The organism is Methylocystis sp. (assembly GCF_021731785.1).
Classification (GTDB): domain Bacteria; phylum Pseudomonadota; class Alphaproteobacteria; order Rhizobiales; family Beijerinckiaceae; genus Methylocystis.
This window is the reverse complement of sequence record NZ_JAKFWS010000011.1, coordinates 17,552-32,225: the sequence shown is the minus strand read 5'-3', so window position 1 is coordinate 32,225 and position 14,674 is coordinate 17,552. Positions and strand designations below refer to the sequence as shown.

General features: G+C 61.3%; 11 protein-coding genes. 8 read left to right on the top strand and 3 right to left on the bottom strand.

The window, feature by feature from the left end:
• Positions 1-11 precede the first annotated feature (11 nt).
• Positions 12-233: a hypothetical protein gene (locus QZ964_RS02015; protein WP_292528348.1), complete on the top strand. Its 222-nt coding sequence runs from the start codon at positions 12-14 to the stop codon at positions 231-233.
• Positions 234-269: 36 nt separating this feature from the next.
• On the opposite strand, the gene phaC is transcribed toward QZ964_RS02015, so the two are convergent.
• A complete protein-coding gene (phaC, locus tag QZ964_RS02010; RefSeq protein WP_292528346.1) occupies positions 270-2,288 on the bottom strand; it encodes a class I poly(R)-hydroxyalkanoic acid synthase in 2,019 nt (672 codons plus the stop codon).
• A gap of 237 nt (positions 2,289-2,525) precedes the next feature.
• Positions 2,526-3,656, bottom strand: a complete 1,131-nt coding sequence (ald, locus tag QZ964_RS02005) for an alanine dehydrogenase (protein WP_292528369.1) — start codon at positions 3,654-3,656, stop codon at positions 2,526-2,528.
• A gap of 124 nt (positions 3,657-3,780) precedes the next feature.
• Between ald and QZ964_RS02000 the strand changes: the two genes are divergently transcribed.
• The 7 genes from QZ964_RS02000 to QZ964_RS01970 all read left to right on the top strand — a co-directional run bounded on the left by QZ964_RS02000 (position 3,781) and on the right by QZ964_RS01970 (position 13,850).
• Positions 3,781-4,182 carry a DUF3775 domain-containing protein gene (locus QZ964_RS02000; RefSeq protein ID WP_292528345.1) on the top strand — a complete coding sequence of 134 codons (402 nt, stop codon included), beginning with the start codon at positions 3,781-3,783 and terminating at the stop codon, positions 4,180-4,182.
• A gap of 129 nt (positions 4,183-4,311) precedes the next feature.
• A complete protein-coding gene (gene smbP / locus QZ964_RS01995; RefSeq protein WP_292528344.1) occupies positions 4,312-4,650 on the top strand; it encodes a small metal-binding protein SmbP in 339 nt (112 codons plus the stop codon).
• Positions 4,651-4,805: 155 nt separating this feature from the next.
• Positions 4,806-6,239: an amino acid permease gene (locus QZ964_RS01990; protein ID WP_367119198.1), complete on the top strand. Its 1,434-nt coding sequence runs from the start codon at positions 4,806-4,808 to the stop codon at positions 6,237-6,239.
• Between the two features lie 266 nt (positions 6,240-6,505).
• Positions 6,506-7,771, top strand: coding sequence for a DUF2252 family protein (locus QZ964_RS01985; protein ID WP_292528340.1), 1,266 nt, complete (start codon positions 6,506-6,508; stop codon positions 7,769-7,771).
• A 181-nt stretch (positions 7,772-7,952) separates the two neighbouring features.
• Entirely contained in the window at positions 7,953-10,652 is a 2,700-nt protein-coding gene (gene mgtA / locus QZ964_RS01980) for a magnesium-translocating P-type ATPase (RefSeq protein ID WP_292528339.1), read from the top strand.
• A gap of 324 nt (positions 10,653-10,976) precedes the next feature.
• Entirely contained in the window at positions 10,977-12,542 is a 1,566-nt protein-coding gene (locus QZ964_RS01975; protein ID WP_292528337.1) for a hypothetical protein, read from the top strand.
• Between the two features lie 117 nt (positions 12,543-12,659).
• On the top strand, positions 12,660-13,850 hold the full coding sequence (locus QZ964_RS01970) for a hypothetical protein (protein WP_292528335.1): 1,191 nt from the start codon (positions 12,660-12,662) through the stop codon (positions 13,848-13,850).
• Here QZ964_RS01970 and QZ964_RS01965 read toward each other — a convergent pair.
• Complete coding sequence (locus QZ964_RS01965) at positions 13,794-14,063, bottom strand: hypothetical protein (RefSeq protein WP_292528368.1); 270 nt, start codon at positions 14,061-14,063, stop codon at positions 13,794-13,796. The two genes, QZ964_RS01970 and QZ964_RS01965, sit on opposite strands and share 57 nt — an antisense overlap.
• Positions 14,064-14,674: the final 611 nt, after the last annotated feature.

Here is a 14,674-nt window from a genome sequence, read left to right as displayed (position 1 = left end):
ATGGAGCCGCCATGAAGACCCCTCACCCGGATGATTTTCGCATCGAGCGCGATGGCTTGCACATCGTCGTGACCTTCACGCCTGCGGGCAAGCGGTTCGCTTATGGCTCTGATGGCGAGGAGATTGGGAGCGCCGAGACGCAGGCGCAGCCCGAGCAGGTTGATTACCATCCGAGGGAAGTGAAGCGCATGGCCGCGAAGCTCGCTGCCCAAGTGAGACGCCGCGCCCATTGACAACGGCGACGCTCTCGGCTGGGGCGTCGCCAGCGCCTATCCCCGCACCCGCACATATTCGCCCGGCGCGTCGCAGATGATCTTGAGCTTGCCGCCGCCCGGCTGGCGCGCGGGGACTTTCCTGGGCGCCTGCGCCGTCACCCAGGACAACCAGTGCGGCCACCAGGAACCCTTCGTCTCCTTCGCCGTCTTGACCCAGTTCTCGAAGGAACCACTCACGGATCCTCCAGCCCAATACTGATATTTCTCCTTGGAAGGCGGATTGATGATGCCCGCGATATGGCCCGAGCCGCCCAACAGGAAAGTCACCTCGCCGCCGAAAAACTTCGCGCCGCGAAACACCGATTGCGCCGGCGCGATATGATCGTCCTTCGCTGCGATCTCACAGACCGGTATTTTGACCTGACGCAGATTGAGCCGCACGCCGTCGATGACCATCTCGCCGCGCGCCAGGCGATTTTCGAGATAGCAGCCGCGAAGATAGAAGGAGTGATTGGCGCGCGGGATGCGCGTCGAGTCGGAATTCCAATACAGGAGATCGAATGCCGCAGGCTCGACCCCCTTCATGTAATTGTTGACGACATAATTCCAGATGAGTTCGTTCGGCCGCAGCATGTTGAAGGCGTTGGCCATCTTGACGCCTTCGAGATAGCCGGTGCGCGCCATGCTTTCGTCAAGCGCCGCAAGCCGCGCCTCGTCGACGAAAATCTGCAGATCGCCGGCGTCGGAAAAATCGACCTGCGTCGCAAAGAAGGTCACGCTGTCGATGCGATCGTCACCGGTCGCGGCCATATAGGCGAGGGTCAGCGCGAGCAGCGTGCCGCCGACGCAATAGCCCGCGGCCGTGACCTTGCGCTCGCCGGTCGCCCTCTCGATCACGTCAAGCGCGGTTAGCACGCCTTCGTGCATATAGGCCTCAAAGCCTTTTTCCGCCTTGGTCTCGTCGGGATTGACCCATGAAATGATGAAGACGGTGAAGCCCTGCTCGACGGCCCAGCGCACGAAACTTTTTTCGGGATTGAGATCGAGCACATAGAATTTGTTGATCCAGGGCGGCGTGATGAGCAGCGGTCGCGCATAGACCTCCGCCGTCGTCGGTTCATATTGGATGAGCTCCATCACGTCATTGCGCCAGACCACTTTGCCGGGCGTATTCGCGATATCCGCGCCGAGTTCGAATCTCCGGGCCGCGCTTTGACGAATCTTCAGCACGCCGCCGCCCGCTGAGATGTCTTCCGCAAGCATCTTCAAGCCGCGAACAAGATTTTCGCCCTTGGCGTCGATTGTCGCGCGCAGCAGTTCGGGGTTGGTCGGCACGAAATTCGATGGCGAGATCGCGCTTGAGATCAGCCGCGCATAAAAGGCGGCCCTCGCCTTTGTCTGCGGGTCGAGGCCCTCGGCCCTTTCCACCATGTCGCCGGCCCAGCGCGACGCGAGCAGATAGGATTGCCGCAGCCAATCGAAGAACGGATTCTCGTTCCATTCCGAATCCGCGAAGCGCTTGTCGGAAAGATCCGACGGGACGATCGGTGCGACGTCTTCGCCGCTGTAGCGGCGCATCGTCTGTCGCCAGACCTCGCTCAGTCCTTTGTATAGATCCGCTTGGGCGGCGGCGGCGCGTTCAGGCTTCGATAGCCAATATTCGGCGACCGCCCCGAGCGTTTTCGTGGCGTCGGCGACGCTCGCGGCAAGTTCGCTGCGCGCTTCCTCAGGATTGGCGCCGCCGATCGCCGCGGCCAGCGCCTTGCGCCCCTGGTCCACAAGCTGCGCCATGTTGTCGGCGATCGTTTCGTAGTCGAGACGGCCGAACGTCCCCCCAGTTGCGAGCGTTGGCGCGCCGCCGTCGGTCTTAGCGGGAAGCGTCTTCTGCGCCGGAGCGCTGATGCCGGAAGTCGGTCCCGCTGCAGGTTTTTTCCCGGCCTTACGCGGCGCCTTGCTTGGCGCGTCGCCTGGCGCGTTGCCTGGCGGCCTTGCCTTGCCGCGCGACGACGCCTTTTTCGCTCGGCCCGGTCGCGTTGGGCTGGCCGCGGGGTCCTGGTCCTCAGTCGCGCTCATGCCCTTAACCGCCTGTGTCCAAATGAGGGGCCGCCGCGCCGCATCGCCGCGTCCCACTCGTCTAACAATTGCCCGCCGAGGAGAAAAGCTCTAGCCGCACAGCCGATAGTAGCTGTGTCTTGAGACATAAGCTTTAAATATAACAATGCAATGTTGATCATTCGGCGTCGAAACGCGCCTCTGACGCCGGTAGGCGAAAAGGTCGCACGCGAGCAAGTGGAAGGGCCTCGGAACGCGCTATGCGGCCCCCGCGCTGTCCAACGCCTCGAGGCTCGATGACAGCGGCAGGCCGTGCGCGGCGGCGACCGGCGCGGAAAGGATCCGCCCGCCGGAAATCTCCAATCCCGCCCGCAGATGTCGATCGTCCTCCAGCGCACGACGCCAGCCCTTGTCGGCGAGCACCCGCACGAAAGGCAATGTGGCGTTGTTGAGCGCGAAAGTCGACGTGCGCGGCGTGATTCCAGGCATGTTCGTGACGCAATAATGCACGACGCCATCGATCACATAGACCGGGTCGGAATGGCTTGTCGGCCGCGAAGTCTCGCAGCTGCCGCCCTGGTCGATCGCGACATCGACGATCACGGCGCCGCGCTTCATCGTCGCCAGCATGTCCCGCGTGATCAGGATCGGCGCCTTGGCGCCCGGGGCGAGCGCCGCGCAGATGACGAGATCGGCGCGCTTCACCGATTCGGCGATCGCCGCGCGAGTCGAATAGATGGTGCGGGCTGAGAAACCGAAACGCGTTTCTAGCCGCCGAAGCGCGTCGGGGTTGCGGTCGGCGACCAGCACGCTCGCGCCCATGCCGAGCGCAATCGCCGTCGCCTGAACGCCGACGCTGCCAGCGCCGAGAACAAGGACGTCGGCAGGCGGCGCGCCCGGCGCGCCGGCGAGCAGCACGCCGCGGCCCCCCGCCTGCTTTTCGAGAAAATGCGCGCCGACTTGCGTCGCGAGCCGCCCGGCGATTTCCGACATTGGCGCAAGCAGCGGCAGCCCGCCGCCCGGCGCAGTGACCGTCTCATAAGCGATGCAATGCGCGCCGCTCGCCATCAGCTCGCGCGTGAGTTCAGCGTCCGCGGCAAGATGGAGATAGGCGAAGAGCACATGGTCGGGGCGCAAATAGGCGATTTCGCGCCGCTGCGGCTCCTTCACCTTCACGATCAATTGCGCCACGCCGAAGAGCGCTTCCGGACCGTCGACGAGGTTCGCGCCCGCGGCGGCGTAATCCGAATCGGAAAGCCCCGCGCCCGCGCCTGCGCCGCGCTCGATGAACACCTCATGTCCCGTATGAACGAGTTCGGCGACTGAAGAGGGCGTCAGCCCGACGCGATATTCGTTGTCCTTGATTTCTTTCGGCGCGCCGACGCGCATTTCCGGCTCCAAAAATACGGCGTCGACCTCGGTATCAATCTCGCCTTGAGGGAATATATGCAGAGGGCGGCCTTTCGCCACAAGGGCGAAGGTCAAGCGAGCGTCAAAACGGGGGAGAGAAAAAATGCCGACCATCAATACCGACAAAGTGTGTTTTGTCGCCGTCAAGGCTCGCGAGCTTGAAAGCGAGGATGAGGGCATCGAGGCGGACGCCTCTAACGCGACGGACGACGGCTTCGTCAGCGTATTGACGGAAGACGCCTTCCCCACCATTCGCGACGAAGTGTCATCCTTCATCGAATCGATGGACATTGACGAGCAGATCGAGCTTGTCGCGCTGATGTGGGTCGGGAGAGGCGATTTCGCCGCCAGCGAATGGAGCGAGGCGGTGGCGCAAGCGCGGGCCCGGCATGAAGGCTCGACGTCGGCCTATCTGCTCGGCGTTCCGCTTCTCGCCTCATTCCTCGAGGGCGGCCTCGAGGAATTTGGCGAAAGCTGCGCCCTTTATGCCTCCGACCGGCAGTGAGCGTGCCGCGAAGCGAAAGGCTGAGTGGCGTCTTCTTGGCGACAAGATCGAAGAATGGCGGACGGAACCTCGATACGCCGGCGAAACCGACCATATTACGGTCATGCGGCGAACGTTGAGGAGACCTCCATGAATCGCAGAATCTTTGCAACGGCGCTGGCTCTATCCATCGCAGCTTTTGTCGCGCCACGGCTGGCCTACGCCGAAGATCATCTGGCTGAGGCCATCACCCACACCAAGCAGGCGATCGGCGAAGGCAAGGCTGGAAAGGCCGACGCGCTGACGATGCACGCGGAAGAAGCTTTAAAGCACGCAAAGGCTTCCCAGGCCGAGAAGCCCAACGAGCATACCAAACAGGGCGTATCGCATCTCGAAATGGCCATTGATCACGGCAAGCAGAAGCATGCCGACATCGCGACGAAGCACGCCGAAGAAGCGTTGACCCATCTCGACGCCGCCAAGAAATAGCGGCGCCGGTCAGACATGAGAAGAGAGCGGTCTTTCCGAGGCCGCTCTTTTTTTGCGCCGATTTATGCGCCTTGTTGAAGCGCGGCGCAGGCAATGACAGCGCCGTTCGGATCGCCTATGCACGTCTCGGCGGAGCGTCCGCCGACGGGCCCTTGATGAAGCTGTTCTCCTCGCTGCTGCGCGTCAAATCGATCGAGTCGCTGCAAGCCGAAGCCGACCGGCCGGGCGGTTTCCGTCGCGTGCTCGGCGTCTGGCAGCTCACCGGAATCGGCCTTGGCGGCCTGATCGGCGTCGGCATTTTCGTGTTGACCGGCGTTGTCGCGGCGACTCAGGCGGGACCGGGCGTCGCCCTCTCCTTCGTGATCGCCGGCGTCGCGAGCGCCGCGGCGGCGCTCTCCTATGCCGAATTTGCCGGCATGATTCCGGTCGCCGGCAGCGCCTATACATATGCCTACGCCGTGCTTGGCGAGCTCGCCGCCTCGATCATCGGCTGGGATCTTCTGCTTGAATATGCGCTCGTCGTCGCCGTGGTGGCGATCGGCTGGTCTGCTTATTTGCAGGCGCTGCTCGCGCAATTCGGCCTCACGCTTCCGGAATGGGCGGGCGGCGCGCCTGGAACCGGCCCCGGCCGCGTCGTCGATCTCTTCGCCGCGCTCGGCGCGCTTGGCGTCGCCGGCCTGCTGACGCTGCGCATCGAACTTGGCGCGGGATTCAATACCGCGATGGTCGTCGTCAAGATCGCCGCGGCGTTGCTGGTGATTGCGGCGGGCATCCCCTATGTGCGCGTCGAGAACTGGACGCCCTTCATGCCTTTCGGCTTTTCCGGCGTGGCGCAAGGCGCGGCGGTGGTGTTCTTCGCGGTGTTTGGCTACGACACGCTGACGACGGCCGCCGAAGAAGCCCGCGCGCCGCAGCGCGACGTGCCGCGCGCCGTGCTTCTGTCGCTTGGCGTGGCGCTCACCCTCTATATCGCGATGTCGCTCGTGCTCACCGGCGTCGTGCGCTACGACACGCTCGACACGCCGGCGCCGGTTGCGACCGCTTTCGCTTCGCTGGGCCTGCCCTGGGTCGCCTTCGTCGTGTCGCTTGCGGCGGTCGCCGGCATCGCCAGCGTGATGCTCGCCTTTCTGCTTGCCTGCGCCCGCATCTGGTTCGCGATGAGCCGCGACGGGCTGCTCCCCGAATGGTTCGCCAAGCTCCATCCGCGCTTTTCTACGCCCTATCGGCCGACGCTGATCGCCGGCGCGCTGACCGCGCTCGTCGCCGCGCTCTACCCGATCAAGGAAGTGGCGGAGCTTGTGAATATCGGCACGCTTTCCGCCTTCGTCGTCATCTGTTCGGCGATCATCGTGCTGCGCCGCACGCGGCCTGACGCGCGGCGCAGCTTTCGCGCGCCCCTCGTCCCCTTCACGCCGCTCGCCGGGGTCGGCTTCTCGCTTTGGCTCTTGTCGCGCCTGCCGGCCGTGGCCTGGGAGCGCTTCGCCATCTGGATGGCGATCGGGCTGGCCGTCTATTTCTTCTATGGACGAAAGAAGAGTCTGCTCGCGCGCCAAAATCCCCCAATTGTTCATCGCGACAAACCAACATGACCAGACCCGCGCAAACTTTGTAATCCTTAACGGAATTATGCCGTTACCAGAAGGTTTGAGTCGGACTCCATGCCAGCGTCGCGCCGGCGACCCGTTGCGCCATCTAGACAGTTTGCATTGTTTCATATTGTCTATTGCTTGCTAACGCGGCCGAGTTGCGGAAGCCGATGGCGCGCTTGGGGTCATCGACCTTGCGCGATCATTACAAATTGGAACTACTCGGAAACTTGTTGGATCTTGCGTGAAAAGCAACTCGGCGAAGGCTCATGCAAAGCAAGGCGAAATATCCGCAACCGAAGCAACGCTCGGCAATTTTGGAGAGCACACGAAACCTAAAAATGGCGCGCTCAGCGCATCGTTACGTGCGCGGGTCCACCGTAAAATTCTATGAATGGCTGGACCAAATCAAGGCGGGCGCAATTCCGGAAGGGCCATCGATTTGGATTTGCGGCGATTGTCATGTTGGAAATCTCGGCCCGGTCGCGAACTACCGTGGCGCCATTGAAATTCAGATCAGAGATCTTGATCAGACTGTCATTGGCAACCCGGCGCACGATCTCTTGCGCCTCGCTCTTTCTCTCGCTTCCGCGGCTCGCGGCTCTGACCTGCCCGGCGTGACGACCGCGCTCATGTTGGAAGCCATGATGGAGGGCTATGAGAAGTCCTTCGCGCCGGATTTCGACGTGGAAAGCGACCTCGAGGCTCCCGACACGGTCCGGCTTATCATTCGACAGTCGTCCGGTGCGACGTGGAAAACATTGGCGAATGAACGCATCAATGGCCCAAAGCCGCAAATCCCCTTAGGCCGGCGCTTCTGGCCCATCTCCAAACAGGAAAATGACCAACTCACACAACTTGCCCAGAGCGACGAAATCAGGCGCCTGGCGACCATGCTTGGATCGCGCGATGACGACGCGGCCGTCAAGCTTCAGGACGCTGCATACTGGATGAAAGGCTGTAGCTCGCTTGGGCTGCTGAGATACGCAGCCCTACTGTCTGTGGGCAATCGTCGATCGGACAAACAATATTGCCTGATGGATTTCAAAGAGGCGAAGACCGCCGCCGCGCCACGCGCAAAGGGCGCCAAAATGCCGCTCGACCAAGCGGAACGTATGGTGGAAGGCGCGCGATATCTTTCGCCTTATTTGGGCAAACGCGCCCGTGCGACGAGCCTGCTGGGCAAGCCGGTTTTTGTCAGAGAGCTGCTTCCGCAAGATCTCAAAGTCGAAGTCGAGAAGTTGACGGACCTGGAGGCGGTCAGAATCGCCGCTTATCTTGCCGCAGTTGTCGGCAAGGCGCACAGCCGCCAATTGGACGCCTCGTCGAGGAAGGCTTGGCTGACCGACCTCGAACGCAATCGCACGTCACAGCTCGATGCGCCCACTTGGCTATGGAAAGCGGTCGTCGAGCTACTCGGCATACATGAAAGGGCTTACTTGGAACATTGTCGCAAATATGCGCTGAGCACGCGAGAGACGAGAGCAAAGGAGGAGCGCGAGGTCGCCGCGCGGGAGTCGCAGGATCACGCATAGCGCCTTAATGATACAAAGCACGGATCGGCGCGCCAGCTTGACGCTGGGCGCTCTTTCCCAGCAAATCCCGACTGGCCGACAGACTTTCGAGCCCATGATTTCGAGCCCATGACCTCCCTGCGCATCGCGTGAGCCGACCCGCGACGCGACCGCATGCGGCTCCTTGAGAAAGCGCCGCGCAATGAATGTCGCTGACGTCGCCGTCGCCTCGACCGCAGTTGCTTCGGAAATTCCTCGATTTCTCTATTACTTTTTGGCCGGCTACTTTGCGCTTATTGCAATCCTCTGGTTGCGACGCCGATTTTTAATGCGGGAGAGGACCAGCGCTTCTTCGAAGGCACGGCGTGACGACTCCGCCTGGTGGCTCTCCTTCAAAGCGGGCGCCCCGCACAATGCGACCGCGGCGACCGGTTTAACGAGCGCCGAGGCGCGCGCGCGTCTCGCCGAGTTCGGCCCCAATCGCTTCGACGTTCGTCAACAGCAGCCTTTGTTCCTGCAATTTCTTTCGCGCTTCAGGAATCCGCTCGTCATTCTGCTGCTCGTCGCCAGCGCGATTTCGGCGTTCACGGGAGAAGTCGCCAATTTTGTGATCATTTCCGCGATCGTGCTGTTCAGCGTCACGCTCGACTTTTTTCAGGAGCATCGCGCCGGCAAAGCCGCGGAGCGATTGCGTCAGTCGGTCTCGGTGCGCGCCAACATCGTTCGCGATGGCCGAGAGGTCGAGGCGCCCGTCGCCGACGTCGTTCCGGGCGACCTCGTCATATTGTCCGCTGGCGACATGATTCCCGCCGATGGATTGGTTTTGGAAGCGCGCGATCTATTCGTCAAGCAGGCGCTGCTAACCGGCGAGCCCTATCCCGTCGAGAAACGGCCGGGGCCGGTTGAGGCCGACGCAACCGATATTCAGGACGCCGCCAACGCCGTGTTCATGGGAACCAGCGTGATCAGCGGCAGCGCCAAGATACGCGTGGTGAAAACCGGTGCCGACACGGCGATCGGCGCCGTCGCCGATCGCGTCAGGCGTCAGCCGCCGCCGTCGGCCTTCGAGATCGGGACGCATCGCTTTGGCTTGCTCATCATGCGTCTCACGATCCTTCTCGTGTTGTTCGTTGTCCTAGTCAACGCCTTGTTGCACAAGCCGTGGCTCGAGTCGTTCCTCTTCGCCGTCGCTCTTGCCGTGGGGCTTACCCCCGAGTTGTTGCCCATGGTGGTGTCAGTCACCTTGTCGCGTGGCGCCCTGCACATGGCGAAGCGGCGTGTCATCGTCAAACGATTGACCGCCATCCAAAATCTAGGGTCGATGGACATTCTGTGCACGGACAAGACCGGCACGTTGACCGAAGCGAAGATAAGGCTGGAGCGGCATGTGGACGCGGCCGGGAGGCCCAGCGACCGGGTTCTCGAACTCGCTTATCTGAACAGTTTTTTTGAGACGGGCTTAAAGAGCCCGCTCGACGACGCGATCCTCGACCATCGAAATATCGACGTGCATGAATGGAAGAAGATCGACGAAGTTCCATTCGACTTCGAGAGGCGGCGCGTCTCCGTGCTCCTTGAAAAGGGCGGAGAACGATTGCTGGTGGTCAAAGGCGCCGCAGAGGAAATCATCGCACTCTGCAATCTCTATCAGGATTCGCAAAATGACGCGCAGCGCGCGCTTGAACCCTCGGCGCTCGCGCAGATCAGCGGCCAGCGCATCGCCCTCGAAAAAGACGGCTTTCGGCTCCTGGGCATCGCCTGGCGCCGCGTTCCGCTCGACCACCCGCATGCCGTGGTCGGCGACGAGGCGGAGTTGGTGTTCGAGGGGTTCGCGGGATTTCTCGATCCTCCCAAAACCAGCGCCGGGCCTGCGCTCGCGGCCCTCGCCGCAAGCGGCGTGACGGTAAAGATCGTGACCGGCGACAGTGAATTGGTCACTCAGCATGTCTGCGCCAGCTTAAATATCCCCGTTGAGGGCGTGCTGACCGGCAAGGAGATCGGCGACATGGACGACTCGGCGCTGCGCGTCAGAGTGGAGCAGACGAATCTCTTTTGCCGAGTCAATCCTGCGCAAAAAGATCGGGTCATTCTCGCGCTGAAAGCGCGCGATCACGTCGTCGGATATTTAGGGGATGGAATTAACGACGCGCCGTCCCTGCACTCGGCCGACGTCGGTCTATCGGTCGATTCGGCTGTCGACGTTGCCAAGGAAGCGGCCGACATGATCCTCCTCGACCAGGATTTGCACGTGCTCCACGAAGGCGTCTTGGAGGGTCGCCGGACATTCGCCAATATCATGAAATATATCATGATGGGAACCAGCTCGAATTTCGGCAACATGTTCAGTATGGCGGGCGCATCGCTCCTGCTGCCGTTCCTGCCGATGCTGCCGACGCAAATCCTTCTCAACAACATCCTTTACGATATTTCGGAAGTGCCGATTCCCTTGGACGAGGTCGACGTCGAAGACCTGCGCCGGCCGCAAATTCTCGACATGACCTTTATTCGCAACTTCATGCTGGTCATCGGTCCGATCAGCTCCGTCTTCGACTTTCTGACGTTTTACATCCTGCTGGTCGTGCTGAACGCCGACGAGAGTTTGTTTCGCACCGGCTGGTTCGTTGAATCGCTGTCCACTCAGGTTTTGGTGATCTTCATTATTCGCACGCGCGCAAACCCGTTTAAGAGTCGCGCAAATCCCGTCCTTGCCGTTACGTCCTGCGCGATCGTCCTCATCGGCGCACTGCTGCCGTTCAGCCCGCTCGCGTCCTATTTCGGATTCGTGCCGCCGCCGGGTCAATTTTATCTGATCCTCGCCGCAATGGCGGTCGCCTATTTGGCGATTGTGCAATTCGCCAAAAAGGGCTTTTATCAATGGTTCGATAGGTCGCGCAGGCCCTGAGGGCGAACCCATAAAACATCCGTTCGACCGGATCGGAGCAGAGAGGAGCTTCGACCAGCGGCCGGAAGGGTGAGCGCTCGCCAAAGTTGCATCGATGCGACGGGGCATCCCCGCCCCCGTCCCAGGACGCGAATTAGGCAGCAGAATCTTTGCGGGAAACTGGAACCAAAAAAGACGGCGATTGTTTTTGTAAGCGTCTCGCGCGCGACGCAAATGAGAGGCGCGCATCGGTTTCATCGCGGCGGGGCCGAAGTTTGGCGGCGGCGCCAATTTTTTTGCAACTCGCCGGCTGTCCCAAGAAATTTTTTTAAGGAGGGCCCGTCCATGGCCGACCACAACGACCCGAATGCCGTAAATTCGATTTTTTCCGACATCGATGTCAGCGCCGCCGATCTCTACGACATATTCGGCTTCCCTTCCGACGATAAGGATGGCGGCGAGAAGGTCGTCATCGCGCTGACTTTCGCGTCCGTCCCCGACGCCGGCGTGTTTGATACGGACATGCTCTATCGCATTTTGATCGCGCCGGACAAACGCATCGAGCGGCCGGGCAAGGACGATCAAAGTCTCGAGGGCCTGCTCAAATATCTCGACGGCGTGAAGTCGAAATACCTCAGCGTTCTCAAACCCGCGGAGATCCGCGTAACCGTCGACCGCGACAATCGCGCCCATATCCGCTTCTTCAACTTTCCGGGCGGCGATTTCTCTGAGGTGATCGACGCCAACGCCAACACGACGCTGAGATCGCCAAAGGGCCACGTCATCCAGGCTTTCATCGGGGGGCGCGACGACGCTTTCTTCAACGATCTGCCGGGGTTCTTCCGCTCCATCAATTATGCGCCGCAATATTATCATGTGCCGCACTCGCTGCCCGAGTTGCGCGAGCTGAAAATTCCAAAGACGCTGATCGAACTCGAAGGCAATGATCTCTTCAATTATGATCCCGCCTTTCCCGACTGGGGCAATGGGTTCAAGAAGGAGCTGCCGCCTGGGCCCTATGAGTGGAAGGGCACGACATTCAAGAAGGACGCCAAGGGCAATTTCCGCTTCGTCTATTCCGGCAGTGATGCGCGCGCGGGTCAAAACTGCAATGCGATCATCCTTGAAATTCCGCTCGCCTTCCTCACCGACAATCCGGCGCAGCACCGTATCGTCAACACCTGGGGCGAGAGCTGGGTGTTGAAGGCGGCGAACAAGATCGAGACCATCCCCGACGATCCGTTCTGGCTCGAGCACCCGCATGTGCTGCTCGACGCCTGGACGCTCGACGACGAGCTGAAAAAATACAAGCTCGTCGACACCGACGGACAGGCGTTCGCCGATGCCGCGTTGAGCGAACGAGAGGATAACCGCCAGCTCGGGGCGAATAATTTCTGGCTCGCGCCGCATTTCGTCAGGCGGCTCGGCCATCTCGGCTGGGGCTTCGGCCCGTCGATCACCGCGCTCGGGCTCGCCAGCGCCTTCGACCACGACAATTCGCCGATATCGGTCCACCGCACCTATACGACCGTCATCGAGGCCTTCCCGCGCGTGAAGAAGATGCTGTTCCAGGAACTCAACATGCCTGACGACTCATGGAATCCTAAGGGCCTGCCGATCCCGTTGCGTCGGCCGGTCGACGTTTTCATTCCCAATGTGAATTCGATCGACATGGACACGACCGGCACATGGCCTTTTGGCCGGCGCTTGGAAGACCAGGTGGCGACCCGCTTCCTCTCGCTCTTCCTCGACATGACCGCAACGCTGAACGAGAAGAAATATCATGTCGAGCTGCTCAACGACCCGGCGCTTTGGCAGAGTGCGCCGATTGAGCCGAAAACGCCGCCCAATCCCATGAAAAACGACAAGGCGTTTTTGACGAGTTTCCCCTATCTGGCCGAGCCTTGGTAACCGCGAGCGCTCACTGAAGCAAACCGGTCTCGGCTTTCGGATTGCTTCGCTTCGCCTCGCTGGCAATGAGGCGTGAAGCGATCCCAAGAGATCGCCCAATCGGAGGTGGAGCTGAGCATGATCTCCCTGGTTGAAACACCTGAAGGATATGACACGGAGATGCGCCGGATCGAGCAGGCGCTGGATGAGATGGGCGATCATGCGCTCGATCGCTCAGGCGACGCCGAACAGATCACCCGATATGCTTGGCGGCGGTATCAGAAGGCCGCCGTCGCGGGCGATTTAAAGGAGCTCGCGACTGTTGATAGCCTGTTGGACAAGGCCATCGCGCTTCTCGCCGATCCCTCCGACCTCCATCTGCTCAAGGCCAATGTCGCCTTTAAGCTCCATCGCCTGGACGACGTGCGCGCCGCGCTCTCGGCTGCGCCCCTGGTGCGCGACAGTCGGGAGGCGCGCATGCTCGCTGCAGATCTCGCCTTTCAGGAGGGGCGCTATGATGCCGCGCGTGCAGGTTACGACGAATTGATCGTCGAGGAGCGAAGCTGGGACGGCCTCGCGCGTCTCGCACATTTCCTGTTCAAGATGGGCGACGACGCGAGCGCCGCGCTTCTTTACGAGGAAGCCGAAGACCAGCTGACCGCAAAGCAGATGCGAAACTTCGCTTGGCTCGAGACGCAAATCGGACTGATGGATTTCCAACGCGGACGCTACAAGGAGGCCGAGAGCCGCTATGCCCGGGCGGACAAATCCTATCCGGGCTACTGGTTCGTCAAGGAACACATCGCCGAATTATGGGGCGCGCAGGGGCGCTATCTGGAAGCGGCCGCGCTGTTGGAAGACATTGTGGCCTGCGCCGATCGCGCGGACTTGGCGCAAGCGATCGGCGAGTTATACGACCTCGCGGGACGCGAGGAGACCGCAAAGATTTGGAAGGGAAGAGCGCTCGCGGCCTATCTGCGCTCGGCGCAGTCTGGCGACGTCCATTACTACCACCATCTGGTCGATTATTACGCCGACGTCGCCGAGGATGGCGTGAATGCGACGATCTGGGCGCTTAAGGACATCGCGCTGCGCGAGAATTTTTCGACGCAGTCGGCGCTGGCCTGGGCCTACTTTCGGGCCGGTCGTTTCGCCGACGCCGTCCAATGGAGCGACCGCGCGCTCAGTTCCGGCGCGTCTTCCGCCAAGCTTCATCACCAGGCGGCGCAAATCTATTCGGCTGCGGGAAACTCGTCGAAAAGCGTGGCGCTTTTAGCTTTGGCCCACAGCATCAACCCATGCGTCGACAGCTTTCATATTCATCACTGACTTCGACGCGCGATGATCATGGATCAGATGACTGAGAGACGGCTCGTCGAGGTCGTGCAGAACATCTGCCAATCTCTCATCGTCAGACCGCCCCGGGGCGAATCCGGCCCCATAGGTCTGACGCAATGTGGATATAAGCGCATTGCCATGTTTCTTGCTGATTCTGCCGTTCTTGTCCCGATGGCGGCCGTCGAGTCCCTGTTGCTTTGTCATGACCGTTACCTCGGGTCGATGGGAAATAGGGGAATTGATTTTTTCAAGAACGGCCGCGGCCGTGGGCTCTGCGACAGGCGCCGCGCCCCCCGCGGCTTCGGTCTCGGCCTCGGCCTTTGCCTCGGCGTAGAGATCCTCGGCGGCTTCGGCGATTTCGCCGCCCCGGATCCGCGCCTCACGTATTGCTGCCAGCGCTGCTTTCAGCGCGGCTTTCGCGGCCGGACGTGTGCGTCGCGCTATGTGCGGGCCCAATAGCGCGACGCCCGCCGCGCCTATCAGAACTCCGAGCGCCACGCGCGCCAACGGTCGCGACATGACCGTTTCTCCTCTCGAACCCGCGCCAATCATGCAGGTTTAGGTCTACTTTAACGCAACGCGCTAAAGTTTTACCCATCTTAGCCCGCTTGCGCTCGCGCGGAAAATGTCGGCGGCGGCCTGAAGTTCTTTCCGCTGGAAAGCGCGTCATCGACGCGATCCCAGTCCATGCTCAAGTCGATGACGAAGCAAAGCATTGATGACGAGACGATCTTAGGAAGTGGGGCGCCCGGAAGAATCCCCTTCTGCGTATCAGATGGTCGTTCGTCGCACGCCCTCCGGATGGGCGGTGCCCC